14 protein-coding genes are annotated in these 14,881 nt (G+C 65.8%); 11 read left to right on the forward strand and 3 right to left on the reverse strand.

Translation table 11 applies throughout. The features are described 5' to 3' along the window. Positions 1 to 18: 18 nt before the first annotated feature. The 9 genes from lpxA to VGM61_RS02550 all read left to right on the forward strand — a co-directional run bounded on the left by lpxA (position 19) and on the right by VGM61_RS02550 (position 10,442). Positions 19 to 792: an acyl-ACP--UDP-N-acetylglucosamine O-acyltransferase gene (gene lpxA / locus VGM61_RS02510; protein WP_331521127.1), complete on the forward strand. Its 774-nt coding sequence runs from the start codon at positions 19 to 21 to the stop codon at positions 790 to 792. A gap of 3 nt (positions 793 to 795) precedes the next feature. Next, a complete protein-coding gene (lpxB, locus tag VGM61_RS02515; RefSeq protein ID WP_331521128.1) occupies positions 796 to 2,007 on the forward strand; it encodes a lipid-A-disaccharide synthase in 1,212 nt (403 codons plus the stop codon). After that, positions 1,994 to 2,629, forward strand: coding sequence for a ribonuclease HII (rnhB, locus tag VGM61_RS02520; protein ID WP_331521129.1), 636 nt, complete (start codon positions 1,994 to 1,996; stop codon positions 2,627 to 2,629). Before lpxB ends, rnhB begins: the two co-directional genes overlap by 14 nt. 8 nt (positions 2,630 to 2,637) lie before the next feature. Beyond that, entirely contained in the window at positions 2,638 to 6,177 is a 3,540-nt protein-coding gene (gene dnaE / locus VGM61_RS02525) for a DNA polymerase III subunit alpha (RefSeq protein ID WP_331521130.1), read from the forward strand. A 115-nt stretch (positions 6,178 to 6,292) separates the two neighbouring features. Then, on the forward strand, positions 6,293 to 7,249 hold the full coding sequence (locus VGM61_RS02530; RefSeq protein ID WP_331521131.1) for an acetyl-CoA carboxylase carboxyltransferase subunit alpha: 957 nt from the start codon (positions 6,293 to 6,295) through the stop codon (positions 7,247 to 7,249). 41 nt (positions 7,250 to 7,290) lie between these two features. Then, positions 7,291 to 8,025 carry an NYN domain-containing protein gene (locus VGM61_RS02535; RefSeq protein ID WP_331521132.1) on the forward strand — a complete coding sequence of 245 codons (735 nt, stop codon included), beginning with the start codon at positions 7,291 to 7,293 and terminating at the stop codon, positions 8,023 to 8,025. Continuing rightward, positions 8,022 to 9,281: a tRNA lysidine(34) synthetase TilS gene (gene tilS, locus VGM61_RS02540; protein WP_331521133.1), complete on the forward strand. Its 1,260-nt coding sequence runs from the start codon at positions 8,022 to 8,024 to the stop codon at positions 9,279 to 9,281. Before VGM61_RS02535 ends, tilS begins: the two co-directional genes overlap by 4 nt. A 32-nt stretch (positions 9,282 to 9,313) precedes the next feature. After that, positions 9,314 to 9,559, forward strand: a complete 246-nt coding sequence (locus VGM61_RS02545; protein ID WP_250625526.1) for an exodeoxyribonuclease VII small subunit — start codon at positions 9,314 to 9,316, stop codon at positions 9,557 to 9,559. Continuing rightward, complete coding sequence (locus VGM61_RS02550; protein WP_331521134.1) at positions 9,543 to 10,442, forward strand: farnesyl diphosphate synthase; 900 nt, start codon at positions 9,543 to 9,545, stop codon at positions 10,440 to 10,442. Before VGM61_RS02545 ends, VGM61_RS02550 begins: the two co-directional genes overlap by 17 nt. Here VGM61_RS02550 and VGM61_RS02555 read toward each other — a convergent pair. Next, positions 10,435 to 10,830 (reverse strand): DUF4870 domain-containing protein, encoded by a 396-nt coding sequence (locus VGM61_RS02555; protein WP_331521135.1) that lies wholly within the window; start codon positions 10,828 to 10,830, stop codon positions 10,435 to 10,437. The two genes, VGM61_RS02550 and VGM61_RS02555, sit on opposite strands and share 8 nt — an antisense overlap. A gap of 71 nt (positions 10,831 to 10,901) precedes the next feature. Then, positions 10,902 to 12,254, reverse strand: a complete 1,353-nt coding sequence (gene pmbA, locus VGM61_RS02560) for a metalloprotease PmbA (protein ID WP_331521136.1) — start codon at positions 12,252 to 12,254, stop codon at positions 10,902 to 10,904. A gap of 118 nt (positions 12,255 to 12,372) precedes the next feature. Between pmbA and VGM61_RS02565 the strand changes: the two genes are divergently transcribed. Both VGM61_RS02565 and yjgA read left to right on the forward strand, forming a co-directional pair. Continuing rightward, on the forward strand, positions 12,373 to 12,603 hold the full coding sequence (locus VGM61_RS02565) for a DUF1653 domain-containing protein (RefSeq protein WP_331521137.1): 231 nt from the start codon (positions 12,373 to 12,375) through the stop codon (positions 12,601 to 12,603). A 14-nt stretch (positions 12,604 to 12,617) separates the two neighbouring features. Continuing rightward, on the forward strand, positions 12,618 to 13,187 hold the full coding sequence (yjgA, locus tag VGM61_RS02570) for a ribosome biogenesis factor YjgA (RefSeq protein ID WP_331521147.1): 570 nt from the start codon (positions 12,618 to 12,620) through the stop codon (positions 13,185 to 13,187). Positions 13,188 to 13,201: 14 nt separating this feature from the next. Here the strand turns inward: yjgA and tldD are convergent, their stop codons facing one another. Next, positions 13,202 to 14,641 (reverse strand): metalloprotease TldD, encoded by a 1,440-nt coding sequence (gene tldD / locus VGM61_RS02575; protein WP_331521139.1) that lies wholly within the window; start codon positions 14,639 to 14,641, stop codon positions 13,202 to 13,204. Positions 14,642 to 14,881: the final 240 nt, after the last annotated feature.

Below are 14,881 nucleotides of genomic sequence, written 5' to 3' on the forward strand. Positions count from 1 at the left end.
AAGGAACCGGCACCAGCCATGATCCATCCGACCGCGCAAATCGACCCCACCGCCCGCATCGACGCGGGCGTCACCATCGGTGCCTACACCATCGTCGGCGCCGACGTATCCATCGGCGAGGGCACCGTCATCGGCCCGCACGTGGTGATCGAAGGCCCCACCCGCATGGGCCGCGACAACCGCGTCTCGCAGTTCGCGTCCATCGGCGGCCCGCCGCAGGACAAGAAATTCTCAGGCGAACGTACCGAGCTTGAGATCGGCGACCGCAACCTCATCCGCGAATTCGTCACCATCAACCGTGGCACCGGCGAGGGCGGCAGCCTCACCCGCATTGGCAACGACAACTGGCTGCTGGCCTACGTGCACATCGCCCACGACTGCATCGTGGGCAACAACGTGGTGTTCTCCAACTACTCCGCGCTGGCCGGGCATGCAGAAATCGGCGACTGGACGATCCTTTCCGGATATTCAGGTGTGCACCAGTTCTGCAAGGTGGGCGCGCATGCGTTCATCGGCATGGGCTGCCTGGTGGGTTCAGACGTCCCACCCTTCGTGATGATGGCCAACGAGGCCCGCGGCCGTCCCCGCGGCATCAACAGCGAGGGCCTGAAGCGCCGCGGCTTCGACGCTACGCGCATCTCGGCCATCAAGCGCGCCTACCGCACGCTGTTCATGGCGGGCCTGCCGCTGGCCGAAGCCCGCGAGCAACTGGAAAGCCAGGCGCGGGAAAGCGAAGACGTGCGTGAAATGCTCGCCTTCCTTGACCGCAGCGAGCGCTCGCTCGCGCGTTAGGACATGGCGCCCACCCGCACAACGGGCTCGCCCGTCATCGCCATCCTGGCGGGAGAGGAATCCGGCGACCAGCTGGGTGGCGACCTGATCGCCGCCCTGCGCCGCCGCTATCCCGATGCCCGGTTCGTCGGCATTGGCGGTACGCGCATGCAGGCCCAGGGGCTCGATTCCTGGTTCGACATGCGCGAGCTCTCCCTGTTCGGCTTTGCCGAAGTGATCAAACACCTGCCGCGCCTTCTGAAGCTGCGCCGCGCGCTGGTGGCAAGGCTCATCGCGCTCAAACCCGACGTCGTGGTCGGTATCGACGCCCCGGATTTCAACCTGGGGGTGGAGGAGCGTGTCCGCCGCGCCGGGCTGCGCACGGTGCACTATGTCAGCCCGTCGGTGTGGGCCTGGCGCGAGAAGCGCGCCGAGAAAATCGGCCGCGCCGCCGACCGCGTGCTGTGCCTGTTCCCGATGGAGCCGCCGATCTATGCCCGGCACAAGGTGGACGCACGCTTCGTGGGCCATCCGCTGGCCGACCGTTTCCCACTGGTCGCCGACCGCATCGCCGCCCGTGTCCGCCTGGGCCTGCCGCAGGACGCCCCCGTGCTGGCCGTGCTGCCGGGCAGCCGCCGCAGTGAACTGGAGCGCCTGGGGTCAAGTTTCCTCGACGCGGCGCGCAAGATCGCCGAGGCCATGCCTGCCCTGCGCGTGGTGATTCCCGCGGCCAACACCGCTGCCATGGCCATCATCGATGGGATGATCATCCGCGCTCCGTTTCCGGGCACACCCCCGCTGGTACTGCAGAACCACGCCCACGACAGCATGCTGGCCGCCGATGTCGTACTGCTGGCCTCGGGCACGGCCACGCTCGAAGCCATGCTGGCCAAGCGGCCGATGGTGGTGGGCTACAAGGTATCGCCGATCAGCTATCGCATCGCGCGTGCGATGAACATGCTGAAAACCGACGTCTACGCCCTGCCGAACATCCTGGCGCGCGCGTGCGGCCTGGGCCGCGAACGCCTGGTCCCTGAGCTGATGCAGGACGATTTCACCACGGAAAAACTCACGGCAGCCACGCTCGCCCTGCTGCGCGACCCCGAGCGACGCGGCAATATCGTGGCTGCCTTCGAATACCTGCACAATGCACTGCGCGGCAGCCTGGAAGGCGACGCCGCCGACCACGCCGCCGAAGCCATCGCCGAGATCATCACACCCCATGCCACGCCGTAGGAACGCCAGCCGCGAACTCGATCCCGGGACGATCTTTGCCGGTGTCGACGAAGCCGGCCGCGGTCCGTTGGCAGGTCCCGTGGTGGTGGCAGCGGTGATCCTGGATGCCAGCCGTCCGATCCGCGGCCTGAATGATTCCAAGCAGCTCACCGAAGATCGCCGCGAGGTGCTCTATGGGCGCATCGTCGAACGCGCCGTGGCTTGGTCGGTGGTGTTCGTCGAGCGGGAGGAAATCGACCGGGTGAACATCTTCCAGGCCACCATGCTGGGCATGACGCGCGCGCTGATGCAGCTGGCCGTGGTCCCTCAGTTCGCGCTGGTCGACGGCAACCACCTGCCGCGTACGTTGCCTTGTCCGGCGCGCGCGGTAATTGGTGGCGATGCTTTGGAACCTGCCATCAGTGCAGCCTCGATCCTGGCCAAGGTCAGCCGTGACCGCCACATGCACTTGCTGGAACTTAAGTATCCCGGTTACGGCTTCGCCCGGCACAAAGGCTATGCCGTGCCCGAACACTACGAGGCACTGGGGCGTCTGGGTCCATGCCACGAACACCGCCGCAGTTTCGAACCGGTGCGTATCCTGCTTGCACCGGAAACCGTGCAGCTGGTGATGGAAGTCTGATCACCGCCATGTCCACGCCTTTCGCCCACCTGCATCTGCACAGCGAATACTCGCTGGTCGATTCGACCATCCGCATCAAGGCGCTGATCGCTGCGTGCGTGCGTGCCGGCATGCCGGCCGTCGCACTGACCGACGAAAGCAACCTGTTTGCGCTGGTGAAGTTCTACAAGGCCGCCCAGGCTGCAGGCATCAAGCCGATCGCCGGCGCCGATATCTGGGTGGTGGGCCATGACGATCCCCGTCCCTGGCGCCTTACCCTGCTTTGCCAGGACCATGCCGGGTACCTGAACCTTTCGCGCCTTATCTCCAAGGCCTGGCGGGACGGCCAGCACGGTGGCAAGGCTTTCGTCGAAGCCGGCTGGATGACTTCCTCGTCCATGGCTGGGCTGATCGCCATCTGCGGCCGCGAAAGCGAAGCGGCGCGGGTAGCACCTTCCGGCGGCGTCGAAGCGGCGGTGCTCAAGCTCACGCCGCTCGCGCGCCTCTTCCCCGACCGCCTATACCTGGAGCTCACGCGAACCGGCCGCGATGACGAGGAACTGTGGAACAACGCAGCCCTTGCCACGGCCGGTGCGATGGACTTGCCCGTCATCGCCAGCAACGACGTGCGCTTCATCGACCAGGACGATTTCGAATCGCACGAAGCACGCGTGTGCATCAACCAGGGCCGCGTGCTGGCCGACCCGAAGCGCCCGCGCGATTACTCGGCCGAGCAGTACCTGAAAACGCCCGGGGAAATGGCCGAGCTCTTCGCCGACGTCCCCGAGGCGCTTCAAAACACCGTCGAGCTTGCCCGCCGCTGCAACCTGGAACTGAAATTCGGCACGTACTACCTGCCGGATTTCCCCGTTCCGGACGGTCACGACCTGGCCAGCTATATCCGCGTCCGCGCCCGCGAGGGCCTCGCCGAACGCCTGGCCGCGCTCCCGATGGCACCGGGTCGAACGCTGGACGACTACCACGCACGCCTTGAGCGCGAAGTGGACGTAATCGTCAACATGGGCTTTCCCGGCTACTTCCTGATCGTCTCGGACTTCATCGGCTGGGCGAAGGAAAACGGCATTCCCGTGGGACCGGGCCGCGGTTCGGGTGCGGGCTCGCTGGTGGCATGGGCGCTGAACATCACCGACCTGGACCCCCTGCAGTTCGCGTTGCTGTTCGAGCGGTTCCTCAACCCAGAACGCGTGTCGATGCCCGACTTCGACATCGACTTCTGCATGGACCGCCGCGATGAGGTGATCGACTACGTCGCGCGCAAGTATGGCCGCGATCATGTCAGCCAGATCATCACCTACGGCTCGATGGCCGCCAAGGCGGTGCTGCGCGACTCCGGTCGCGTGCTGGGCATGGGCTACGGCCAGGTGGACAAGCTTGCCAAGCTGATCCCCAACCGCCCGCTCGACCTCACCTTGAGCGATGCGCTGGGCATATCGGAGAAGTCGAAGAAGGAACCCGACCGCGTCGTCAAGGATTTCTGCGACCTCTACGAACAGGACGACGAATCACGCTCGCTGATCGACCTGGCCCTGAAGCTGGAAAGCCTCACGCGCAACGCCGGCAAGCACGCCGGTGGCGTGGTCATCGCGCCCACCGCGCTCACCGACTTCGCCCCGCTCTATTGCGAGCCCGGCGGCGGCGGCGTGGTCACGCAGTTCGACAAGGACGACGTGGAAGCCGTGGGCCTGGTGAAGTTCGACTTCCTCGGGCTGCGCACGCTAACCATCATCGACTGGGCGGTGAAGGCGATCAATGTGCGCCGTACGGCCGCGGGCGAAGAGCTCCTTGACATCGCCTCGCTGCCGCTGGACGACGCCCACACCTACGATGAGGTGTTCAAGAAGGCGCAGACGGTGGCGATCTTCCAGTTCGAATCCGCCGGCATGCAACGCCTGCTCAAAGATGCCAAGGCCGACCGCTTCGAAGACATCATCGCGCTGGGTGCGTTGTACCGCCCCGGCCCGATGGACCTGATCCCCAGCTTCTGCGCACGAAAGCATGGCCGCGAAACGGTGGAATACCCCGACCCGCGCGTCGAGCCGATCCTGAAAGAGACCTACGGCATCATGGTCTACCAGGAGCAGGTGATGCAGATGGCGCAGATCGTCGGCGGCTACTCGCTCGGCGGCGCGGACCTGCTCCGCCGTGCCATGGGCAAGAAGAAGCTTGAGGAAATGGCCAAGGAGCGCGCCAAGTTCCGCGAGGGCGCCGCGAAGGATGGCCTGAACGGCGACAAGGCCGATGCCATCTTCGACCTGATGGAAAAATTCGCAGGCTACGGCTTCAACAAGTCGCATGCCGCGGCCTATGCGCTGGTGTCGTACCAGACGGCCTGGCTGAAAGCGCACTACCCCGCCGAGTTCATGGCGGCGACGATCTCCTCGGACATGGACAACACCGACAAGGTGGTGACCTTCCTGGACGAGACGCGCGCGATCGGCATCACCGTGCTGCCGCCGGACGTCAACAGCTCCGGCTGGATGTTCCATGCCACGGAGCCGAAGGTGGTGCGCTACGGCCTGGGTGCGATCAAGGGCGTGGGCCAGGGTGTATGCGAGGCCATCGTGACCGAGCGGGAAGCCGGCGGTCCGTTTACTTCCCTGGTCGATTTCTGCCAGCGCGTGGGCAGCTCAAAGCTCAACAAGCGCACCATGGAAGCCCTGGTGCAGGCAGGCGCACTCACCGGCCTTGGCGTCAACCGCGCCACCATGATGATGCACATCCCCGAGGCGATGAAGGCCGCCGACCAGGATGCGAAGAACCGCGCTGCCGGCCAGGTGGACATCTTCGGCCAGGGCGTGGGCAAGCCGGTTGCGATCCAGCTATCAGGCTCCGTGCCCGAGTGGCCGCTCGAACAACTGCTGCACGGCGAACGCGAGACACTGGGCCATTACCTTTCCGGGCACCCCACCGATCCCTGGGCCGATACCCTGGCGCAGCTCGCCAGCTGCCCGATCGGCGAGATCTCCCAGCGCTACCAGCCGCCGCGCCCGCGGCGCCAGGACGACGACGAGAACGCCAACCGGTTCCGCCGCACGCCGGAAACGCCGTGGACGGTGGCTGGCATGGTGGTGGGCATGCGCAAGCGCGGCGACAGCGATGCCTTCGTCAAGATCGAGGACGGCACCGGGCAGGTCGAGTGCAGCTTCTTCCGCGAGGTATTCACCGAGGCTGCGCCCTTGCTTACGCGCGACCAGCTGATCATCGTCGAGGGCGGCCTGCGCTTCGACGATTTCGCCGGTGGCTATCAGCTTCGGGCGCGTCGGGCCTATTCGCTTTCCGATGCCTGCGAGCACTACGCACGCCTGTTGCGGTTGAAGGTCAACGGCATCGGCCCGGACTTCAACACCCAGCTGCGCCACGTCCTGGCCGGCTACAAGGGCGGCCGTACTCCGCTGATGCTGCTGGGCTACCGGAACACGGTGGCCCAGGCCGACATGGAGTTCGGTGAGGAATGGAAGGTCAAGGCCCTGCCGGACCTTCTCCGGGCACTGCGGGTGATCCCCGGGGTGCTGGGTGCCGAACTTCGCCTTGCCAGGCCGCAGGAATAGCCCACGGCCGGCCCGGTCGGAAGAAAAAGCCCTTCGCCGCAAGACCATACGGCACCGCACACCCAGCGGCGGGCGGCACCGGTATAATTCTCGTTTGGCCCTTTGCGCGTAGACCATGAACCCCAACTTCCTCGATTTCGAACAACCCATCGCCGAACTGGACGCGAAGATCGAAGAGCTTCGCCATGCCAGCCACGGCCAGGCGTTCAACATCGATGAGGAAGTGGGCAAGCTCCGCGAGAAGCTCAAGGTCAAGACGGCGGAAATCTTCCGCAACCTCACCCCATGGCAGATCAGCCAGCTCTCGCGCCATCCGGCGCGGCCGTACACGCTGGACTACATCAACGGCATGTGCGAAGAGTTCCATGAGCTGGCCGGCGACCGCATGTTCGCCGACGACGCCGCCATCGTCGGCGGGCTGGGCCGGATCAACGGCCGTTCGGTGATGATCATCGGCCACCAGAAGGGCCGTGACACCAAAAGCAAGGTCAAGCGCAACTTCGGCATGCCTCGCCCTGAGGGTTATCGCAAGGCGCTGCGCCTGATGAAAATGGCCGAGCAGTTCAGTCTTCCGCTGCTTACCTTTATCGATACCGCCGGTGCATGGCCTGGCATCAATGCCGAGGAACGCGGCCAGTCCGAGGCCATCGCCCACAACCTGATGGAAATGTCCGAGCTTCGCGTGCCGATCATCTGCACCGTCACCGGCGAAGGCGGCTCCGGTGGGGCACTAGCCATCGGCGTGGGCGACCGCACCATCATGCTGCAGTATTCCACCTACTCGGTGATCACCCCTGAAGGCTGCGCCTCGATCCTGTTCAAGAGCGCCGACAAGGCCAAGGATGCAGCTGAATTCATGGGGCTTACCGCTCCTCGCCTGCTGGAGAACGGCCTGATCGACAAGATCGTCCGCGAACCGCTCGGCGGTGCCCACCGCAACCCATCCTCGATGGCCACGCGCCTGAAGGCCGTGCTGATGAACCAGCTCGACGAACTGGAAGCCATGCCGATCGACGACCTGCTGAAAAAGCGCTATGAGCGGCTGCGCGGCTACGGCGCCTACGCCGAGTAAGTGGCATCATCGGGGCTAGTTCGCTACTTGCCGGAGCCCCCATGGCCACCACCAAACTTGCTGTCCTGATCGATGCCGACAATGCATCGCCGGCCATCATCGAAGGCCTGATGGCCGAGGTCGCCATCTATGGCGCTGCGCACGTCAAGCGCATCTACGGCGATTGGACGCGCACCAACCTCTCCGGCTGGAAAGATGCCCTGCCAGCGCACGCCGTGCAGCCGATCCAACAGTTCGCCTACACCAAGGGCAAGAACGCGACCGACTCGGCGATGATCATCGACGCCATGGATCTGCTCTACACCGGGCGGCTCGATGGTTTTTGCCTGGTCTCCAGCGACAGCGACTTCACCCGCCTGGCATCGCGCATCCGCGAATCGGGCCTCACCGTGTTCGGCTTCGGCGAACGCAAGACGCCCGAAGCCTTCCGCATGGCCTGCGACAAGTTCATCTACACCGATGTGTTCATGCGCACCGTTGCCAAGGAAGAACCCAACCAGGCGCCCGTGCAGCGCACGGCAAAGGAACTGCGCTCGGACACGAAGCTGATGAACATGCTGCGCAACGCCATCGACGGCGCCTCCAACGACGACGGCTGGGCCTCCCTCGGCGCCGTCGGCAGTATCCTGAGCAAGCAGTCCACCGACTTCGACTCGCGCAACTACGGCTACAGCAAGCTTTCCGGTCTCCTCAACGGCATCGGCCTGTTCGAGATCGAGGAACAACAGGTAGGCAACGGCAAGGCCGTCTTCGTGCGGGCGAAGTCCAAGCCGTGAACCTGGCGACGGCCCTGGCAGACCTGCCCGCCGACGCCCCGCTTTGTGTCGCCTTCAGTGGCGGCGGCGATTCGATGGCCTTGCTTCACGCACTCGCTGCCATGAGGCCGGCGAAACTGCGCGCCTTGCACGTGAATCATGGACTGCAGCAGGCCAGTGACGACTGGGCCCGACGCTGCGAAACGTTCTGCCATGGCCTGGGCATTCCCCTTACCGTGGTCAGGGTCGTGGTGGATATGATCGGCGGCCAGGGCCCGGAGGCTGCCGCCCGCGACGCGCGCTATACGGCTTTCGCCGCGAACCTCGGTGAAGGAGAAATACTCCTGCTGGCCCACCACCGCGACGACCAGGTTGAAACGGTGCTGCTGAAGCTGCTGCGTGGGGCGGGTCCGGCGGGCCTTGCAGGAATCCGTCCGTCGCGCCCGCTCGGGCACGGCCGCTTGCTCCGGCCGCTGCTCAAGGTTCCCCGGGCACAGCTTCGCAGTTACCTGGATCACCATGGGCTGACTCCCGTGGAGGATCCTTCCAACACCGATCACGCCATGGCCCGCTCCTACCTTCGCGCCGAGATCCTGCCGCGCCTGGCAGGTCACTGGCCCCAGGCGGCCCAAAGCATCGTGCATGCGGCCCACGCCACCGCTGCGGCGGCGGATTTCATCGAAGGGCACTGGCGGCAGGCATGGAAGACCCTCGACCGCGACGGAGCGCTGGATGCCGCCGGCTGGCTGGCCCTGCACGAAGCCTTGCGCGTGCCGCTGCTCGAAGCCTGGCTGCATGGGCGGGGCTTGCGTGCGCCCACCACCGCCCAGCGCTTACAACTGGAGGCACAGATCGCCCACGCCGCAGCCGACCGCGTGCCCTGCGTGGGCTGGAGGGGTACCGACGTACATGTGTGGCGTGGCGCGCTACACGCCGTGCGCCGCCACCCGCCGCTGCCGGCCCACTGGGAAAGCCCCTGGAACGGCGACACGCTCACGGTGCCGGGCGGTGCCACGTTGCAGGCCAGCGCCGGCGCCGACCTGCCCGAACTCACCGTGCGCCTGCGCCTCGGCGGCGAGCGGATCCGTCCCGTCGGCGAGGCCCATACCCGGGAGCTGCGCGACCTCTTCCAGCGCGACGCCGTGCCGCCCTGGCGGCGCCAGCGGCTGCCGCTGCTGTTCCTCGGCGCCGAGCTGGTCGCCGTACCCGGATTATGGTGGTCCGATCAAGCCCTGCCATGGATCCAAAGCGTGCATGTCGCGCATGTAAACGATTGAATCCAAGCCGCTCCTGAGCTAGTTTGTCGCCCATGTCGACTCCCCCTGCCACGCCGTCCGTCGCTGAATTCGAACACTCGCTGGACGAACTCGAACAACTGGTCACGCGCATGGAAGGCAACGAGCTTTCGCTCGATGAGTCACTGTCCTCCTTCGAGCGCGGCATCGGCCTGTATCGCACCTGCCAGCGCGCGCTGGAACAGGCCGAGCAGCGAGTACGCCTGCTGCTTGACCCCGACGCGCCCGATACCGCCGAACCCTTTGAACCTGAATCCTGAGGCCGCGCCGTCGATCGACTCCCTGATCGCACGCGCCGACCAAGCCCTCGCCCAAGCCCTTCCCGCCGAGCACCAGCCCCCCGTCGAACTGCATCGCGCCATGCGCTATGCGGTACTGGGCGGCGGCAAGCGACTACGTCCCTTGCTGGTCTACGCCGCCGGCATCGCGCTGGGCGCGAACCTGGATGCACTGGATGCCGCCGCCTGCGCGGTGGAGTTCATCCATGCCTACTCGCTCGTGCACGACGATCTACCGGCGATGGACGACGACGCCCTGCGCCGCGGCAGGCCTACGTGTCACATCGTCTTCGGCGAAGCCATGGCGATCCTCGCCGGCGATGCCTTGCAGGCCCTGGCCTTCGAAATCCTGGCCGACGCCACCGACATCGATGACGCAGACACGCGCCTGCGCATGCTTCAGGTGCTCGGCCGGGCCTGCGGTGCCGAGGGCATGGCAGGCGGCCAGGCTTTCGATCTCGCCGCGGTGGGGCATCGCCTCAGCCTGGACGAACTTGAGCGCATGCATGATTACAAGACCGGCGCGCTGATCCGGGCCTCGGTGATGCTCGGCGCGCTCGCCAGCGGCTGCCGCGACTCAACCGCTCTCGATGCGCTGGACCGGTTTGGTCGCGCCGTGGGCCTGGCTTTCCAGGTGCGCGATGACATCCTCGATGTCGAAGGCGAGGCCGCCGTGATCGGCAAGACACAGGGCAAGGACGCCGCGGCCGACAAGCCCACCTTCGTCTCGATCATCGGCATGGACGCCTCGCATCACCGCCTGGACGGCCTTGTCGGCGAAGCGCTCGCTGCCATCGAACCGCTGGGCGAACGCGGCCATACCCTGGCCGCACTCGCCCGCTTCGCCGTCGAACGGATCAGTTGACCAGGCGCAGCGCGAACGGGTAACGGTACGTCCCGGACGAGCTCACCCGCGTCGCGGCGATGATGCACATGACCAGGTTGAAGATCCAAAGCACCCAGGTCAGGAACACGCCGATAATGATGATGGTGAGTATCCAGCAGATCACATAGCCGATGATCACGGTGATCTGGAAGTTGAGTGCTTCCTTTGCCTCCGTCACCAGGTACGCCTTCTCGGGGCGGTCCTTGTGGACCAGCCACACGATCAGCGGCACGATGAAGCTGAAGAGGAACCCCGACAGGTGCGTCAGCATGGCCAGGTTGCGGTCGTCGGCCGCGGCTGGCGGTGGAACGGGGTCATACGGTGGCGGCGTGGACGACGGCGGCACCTGGTCCGGCGGTATGCTCATGGCTATTCCTCCCCGCGATCATTCGCATTCCCACTGTCGGCAACCGCCGGGCGCCTGTCAAGGCGCCTAAGTCACTCCCCGGCGATGGTCATCCGCTCGACCAGGATCGACCCGGTAAGTACGTGCGAGCGGTGGTCGACGTCGTTGCCCACCGCCACGATGTTGGCATAGAGGTCACGCAGGTTCGCCGCAATGGTGATTTCCTCGACCGGGAACCGGATTTCACCGTTTTCCACCCAGAAGCCCGACACGCCGCGGGAATAATCACCGGTGATGACCGACACGCCCTGGCCCATGGCCTCGGTCACCAGCAGGCCCGTGCCCAGGCGGCGCAGCATGCCGGTGAAGTCGTCTTCGCCCGTGCGCACAATGAGGTTGTGCACGCCACCGGCATTGCCAGTGGATTGAAGCCCGAGCTTTCGCGCCGAATAGCTGCCCAGGATGTATCTCTGCAATACGCCGCCGGCAACGAGTGCTGAATCCGCCGTAGCCGTGCCCTCGGCATCAAACGCGCTCGAGGCCAGGCCGGCCTTCAGATGCGGCCGCTCATCGATGGCGAACCATTCGGGAAGGATCTGCTTGCCGGCATGGTCGACCAGGAAACTGGCCTTCCGGTACAGCGAGCCGCCACTGACCGCGCCGATCAGGTGGCCAATGAGCGAACGGGCCACTTCCGGCGCGAACAGCACCGGCGCCTGCCTGGTGGTCAGGCGCCGCGCGCCGAGCCTGGCCACCGTACGCTCGGCGGCTTTAAGGCCAATCGCACCCGCGTCGCCGAAGCGGCGCGCATCCCGCACGCTTTCATACCAGTAGTCGCGCTGCATGCCTTCATCGTCACCGGCGATCAACGCCACGGACAGCCCATGCCGGGTGCCACGCTCGCGTCCGACGAAGCCGTGGGAATTGGCATACACCGAGATGCTCTGGCCCGCACTGACGCTGGCGCCGTCGGAATTGGTGATGCCATCGACGGCCCGGCCGCCCTGCTCGACCTCGATGCCCAGCGCAATGGCCTGTTCCACGTCCAGGTCCCATGGGTGGTAGAGATCAAGGTCGGGGAATTCAGTGGCCATGCGCGAAGCGTCGGCGAGCCCGGCGAAGGCATCGGCTTCGGTGTAACGGGCAATGGCGCAGGCCTGCTCGATGGTGGCCTGGAGGGAATCCGGTTGCAGGTCCGCGGTGCTGGCCGAGCCCTTGCGCTGGCCGAAATACACGGTGAGACCGAAACCGCGGTCACGGGTGTGCTCCACCGTCTCCACTTCGCCCAGGCGCACGTTCACGCTCAGCCCGGTGTCGATACTGGCCGAAACCTCCGCCTGGCTGGCACCGGCCGCCAGGGCACGCCGTATGACATCCTCGGCGAGGTTGGCCAGACGGTCGGAATCTTGCAGGCTGGTGTCGGCGACACGGACGACTTGGTTCACTACGTAGGTTCCTGCTTGGGCGACGGGGTAGAATAACGGGCCTCGGCGTGCCCTGCCCGACCCGACATGGGGTCCGGCCCTGCCGATCAAAAGCGCAGCAGCGCCCCGGAACCCCGTCATGACTGTCATCTGCGGCCTCTACCGCCACTACAAGGGAAATCTCTATAGCGTGCTGGGTACCGCCCGGCACAGCGAGACCATGGAGGAACTGGTGGTCTACCGCGCGCTATATGGCGACCACGGCCTGTGGGTACGCCCGGCTTCCATGTTCGTCGAATCGGTGGAGGTGGGCGGCGAATCCGTGCCGCGCTTTGCCTTTACCGAAGCCGGCGAAGGATTCACCTCGTGAGGAACGACAACGACATGACCGATACCGACGAGGATTTCGGCCCCACCCGCACCCAGCAACGCCGCGATGCCCTGGCGGTGTTGGCCTTTGCCAGCCAGCTGTGCGAACTGCCGCCCACGCGCGTAGGCAAGATGAACCTTCCCGACGACGTCCTCACCGAGATCGCCCATGTGCGCCGCATCACCGCGCACGGCGCGCGCAAGCGGCAGCTGGCCTATCTGGCCAAGATCATGCGCCGCCACGACGACTCCGACTTCGACGACGCGCGCGCGGCAATGGGCGAGAACCGCGAGCGCCAGCGGCAGGAAACCGCGGCGATGCACCGGCTGGAAAACCAGCGGGACAAGCTCCTGGCCGATGACGATGCACTGGCGCCGTTCATTGCCGAGCACCCCGATGTCGACCGCCAGCACCTGCGCTCATTGATCCGCCAGGCGCGCAGCGAACGCGAGGCCAACAAACCCCCGCGTGCTTACCGGGAAATTTTCCAGATGCTCAAGGATCTTGCCGGTAGCAACGCCGACGACGAAGCCGATGCACCCGATACCGCCGGAAGCGATATACAAACCGGCAGGGAAAACTAAACCGCGACCTGCTTTCAGGTTGCGGTACCGCCCACCGTCATGTTGTCGATGCGCAAGGTGGGCTGGCCCACACCCACCGGCACGCTCTGGCCATCCTTGCCGCACACGCCCACGCCTTCATCGAGTTTCATGTCGTTACCGATCAGCGACACGCGTGTGAGCGCCTCCGGTCCATTGCCGATCAAGGTAGCGCCCTTCACCGGCCGCGTTACCTTGCCGTCCTCGATCAGGTAGGCCTCACTGGCAGAGAACGTGAACTTGCCGTTGGTGATGTCCACCTGGCCGCCACCGAAATTCACCGCGTACAGGCCACGCTTGACGGAGGCAATGATCTCCTGCGGATCGCGATCGCCATTACGCATGTAGGTGTTGGTCATGCGCGGCATCGGCAGCTGCGCGAACGATTCGCGACGGCCATTGCCGGTGGGCTTGACCCCCATCAGGCGCGCGTTGAGCTTGTCCTGCATGTAGCCACGCAGGATGCCATCTTCGATCAACATGGTGCACTCGGTGGGCGTGCCCTCGTCGTCGATGTTCAGTGACCCGCGGCGCCCCGCCAGCGTGCCATCGTCGACCACAGTCACGCCTTTGGCCGCCACGCGCTCGCCGATGCGCCCGGCAAACGCTGAACTGCCCTTGCGATTGAAGTCGCCTTCCAGGCCGTGGCCGATGGCCTCGTGTAGAAGGATCCCGGGCCAGCCCGGCCCAAGCACCACGGTCATGCCGCCGGCCGGCGCATCCACCGCTTCCAGGTTCACCAGCGCCTGGCGCACGGCCTCGGCCGCGAAGGCGTTGGCGCGGCCGTTCTCGAGCAACTCGCGATAGCCGTAACGGCCGCCGCCGCCGCTATGGCCCTGCTCGCGGCGGCCGTTCTGTTCGACGATCACCTGCACGTTCAGGCGCACCAGCGGGCGCACGTCAGCGGCGAGGGTGCCATCGGAGGCCGCGATCAACACTGTGTCGAGCGTTGCCGACATGCTCACAACCACTTGCTTGACCCGTGGGTCGCGGGCGCGGGCGTAGGCGTCCACTTCGCGCAGGACGGCGATTTTCTCTTCGTTGGGCAGGCTCTCCACCGGATCGATCGCGGGATATAGCGCGCGCCCAGTGGCCAGTGCCAGCGGGCGTCCCTGGCCGGCGCCACCCTGGGCGATCGCGCGTGCTGCGCGCGAGGCCTCGAGCAACTGCGGCAACACAATGTCGTCGGAGTACGAGAAACCTGTCTTCTCGCCAGACATGGCCCTGACGCCAACACCCTGTTCGATCGAATGGTTGCCATCCTTGACGATGCCTTCCTCAAGCACCCAGGACTCGCTGCGCGAATGCTGGAAATAGAGGTCGGCCGCGTCGATCGACGGGCCCATCAGCTGGGAAAATACGCGGTCGAGATCGCCTGTGGCAAGACCGCCTGGCGCAAGCAGGCGGCGTTCGGCGAGGGCTAGGGTGGAATCCATCGTCAGTTCTTGGGCCATGCGGCTGGGGAGACCGCTTACATGGGGCCTGATGCTGGTGGGTTAAACCCGCCGACGCAAGCGGTGGATCTCAGGCGCGGTCGTCTACCGGGGCCTGAGGCTCGGCCTCGACCGATGGCGCACTGGAGGTGCCGCGCCGTGGTTTGCGGTCGGGTGGCCGCGGCGGTAGCGGACGTGCACGTAGCATAAGCGGCCGGCGAGCCGCACGCACGGCGTTCTCAC

It is taken from the genome of Pinirhizobacter sp., from assembly GCF_036499745.1.
In the GTDB taxonomy this organism is placed as follows: Bacteria; Pseudomonadota; Gammaproteobacteria; order Xanthomonadales; family Rhodanobacteraceae; genus Pinirhizobacter.